The following is a 1,989-nucleotide window of genomic DNA, read 5'->3' as shown; positions in this document are numbered from 1 at the left end:
CCATAGATCATGCGCGAGAGCAGGTCGCGGCCAAGATTGTCGGTGCCGAAGAGAAATTGCGCCGATATCGGCTCCCAGACTCCGCCGGCGATGTCGCCGAGGCCGTAGGGAGCGATCCACTGTGCAAAGATCGCCGCGAGGAAGAAGAGGGTGGTGACAACAAGGCCGATCAGGGCGCCGATGGGAATACGTCTTAACATGGCGCTCCTTACCTCGGATGCCTGAGGCGCGGATTGGCGAGAATGGACGCCACGTCGGCCACGACATTGAGGAAAATATAGACGGCGGCAAAGATCAGGCCGACGGCCTGGACGACGGGCACGTCGCGCTTGGCGACATGGTCGACCAGATACTGGCCCATGCCCGGATAGACGAAGATCACCTCGACGACGACGACGCCGACCACGAGATAGGCGAGGTTGAGGATCACGACATTGATGATCGGGGCAATGGCATTGGGGAAAGCATGCTTGCGGATGACCTCGAACGCCGTCAGGCCCTTCAGTTCCGCAGTCTCGATATAAGCCGACTGCATGACGTTGAGGATCGCGGCCCGCGTCATCCGCATCATATGTGCGAGGATGCCCAGGGTCAGCGCGGTGCAGGGCAAGGCTATCGCCTTCATCCTGTCGAGGAAGGGCATGCCGTCATAGATCATCGAAATGCCTGGGAATATTTGGAACTTGACGGCAAAGAAATAGACGAGGAGATAGCCGATGAAGAATTCCGGTAGCGACGTCAAGGCGAGGGCAACGCCCGAAATAGCCTTGTCGATTGGACCATTGTGATAGCGGACGCCGAGCAGGCCAAGGATGACTGCCAAGGGAACTGCCACGATCGCCGCCCAGAAGGCCAGAAATAAGGTGTTCCAAAGCCGCTCCTTGATTGAGGTGGCGATAGCGAGCTTGGTCGTCAGCGCCGTGCCCAGGTCACCCTGCAGAATTCCGAAGAGCCAGTGGAAATACCTGACATAGGCAGGGTCGTAGAGGCCCATTTCCCTTCTGAGATTGTCGAGCGCCAGCGGCGTTGCCGATTGGCCGAGAATGGACTGCGCGACGTCGCCTGGCAGGAGATTGGTACCGACGAAGATCAGCACCGAGACGGCCAGCAATAGCAGGATGCCCAGCGCAACGCGCTGGGCAATAAGCTTGAGAATCATGGCCGTAGGGCCTCAGGCCTTGAGTCATGGATAGCGCGTAGCCGCCCATAAGTTCCTGGTTGCCATCCGCGACCCAGCCGCCAACCTGTAGCGTCGGTGAAGTTGTTGAACATCGGGATGATCACGCCGCCTTCGTCGCGAACGATCTGGCCCATGTCGGCATAAAGCTTCTTGCGCTTGCGGGCATCGAGTTCGCCGCGGGCCTGGATCAGCATCTGGAACTTCTCGTTGAAGAAGTGAGACTCGTTCCATGCAGCTTTAGACTGGTCTCGAGGGAAAAGGTCATGTCCTGGGTCCGACGGCCGCCAAAAAAGCTAGCCGCGAAGGGCCTTTTATCGTATCGTGAACAGTAGCCGTCGCCGAGCACCGCGGCCCGACCTGAAAACTCGCGTCGGGACAGCTTACCTTTCGCGACCGACCACTCTTAATCATCTTAGTCCCCTTTCTCCGTGCATTCATTGGTTTGTTCTCTGCTACCCGCACGAGGTAGCCTAGCTAGCTAGTGGCCGCTGTCGTGCAATCTGCACGACCTGCGGCTCGTCTACGAAGAAAGCCTCATATTCCGATCGATTAGTGGCATGCGAGATACCACCAGCGCGTCGATCCCAGCACACTTTTTCCATCGTTCATATGAAACGTCTAACGCTGCCGCGTGACCTCCTGCTTCAGGATCTCTGTCCGAGCGCCTCTTGCTCGAGTAGGCGGCCCCATCCTTGGCTCGGCTCCGCTTTTTCTCTTCTCTAAATCTGCTATAAGTCTGAATGGTAGAAACGTTCAGGTAAACCGTAATAATTCTGATGTCTGCACAAGCCCAAGTTATGTTACCATAC

2 protein-coding genes and 1 pseudogene are annotated in these 1,989 nt (G+C 57.3%); all 3 read right to left on the bottom strand.

The genetic code is table 11. The features are described from left to right. Positions 1 to 200 (bottom strand): annotated as a pseudogene (locus EN749_RS34830) (ABC transporter permease); the annotation flags it as partial. Between the two features lie 8 nt (positions 201 to 208). Next, on the bottom strand, positions 209 to 1,159 hold the full coding sequence (locus tag EN749_RS34825; protein WP_128364873.1) for an ABC transporter permease: 951 nt from the start codon (positions 1,157 to 1,159) through the stop codon (positions 209 to 211). After that, positions 1,156 to 1,374, bottom strand: coding sequence for a hypothetical protein (locus EN749_RS34820; protein WP_128364872.1), 219 nt, complete (start codon positions 1,372 to 1,374; stop codon positions 1,156 to 1,158). The genes EN749_RS34825 and EN749_RS34820 overlap by 4 nt, the downstream gene beginning before the upstream one ends. Between the last annotated feature and the right edge of the window lie 615 nt (positions 1,375 to 1,989).

It is taken from the genome of Mesorhizobium sp. M7A.F.Ca.ET.027.02.1.1 (assembly GCF_004022985.1).
Taxonomy (GTDB): Bacteria; Pseudomonadota; Alphaproteobacteria; order Rhizobiales; family Rhizobiaceae; genus Mesorhizobium.
The sequence above is the reverse complement of the archived record's forward strand: the minus strand, read 5'-3'. Positions and strand labels throughout refer to the sequence as shown.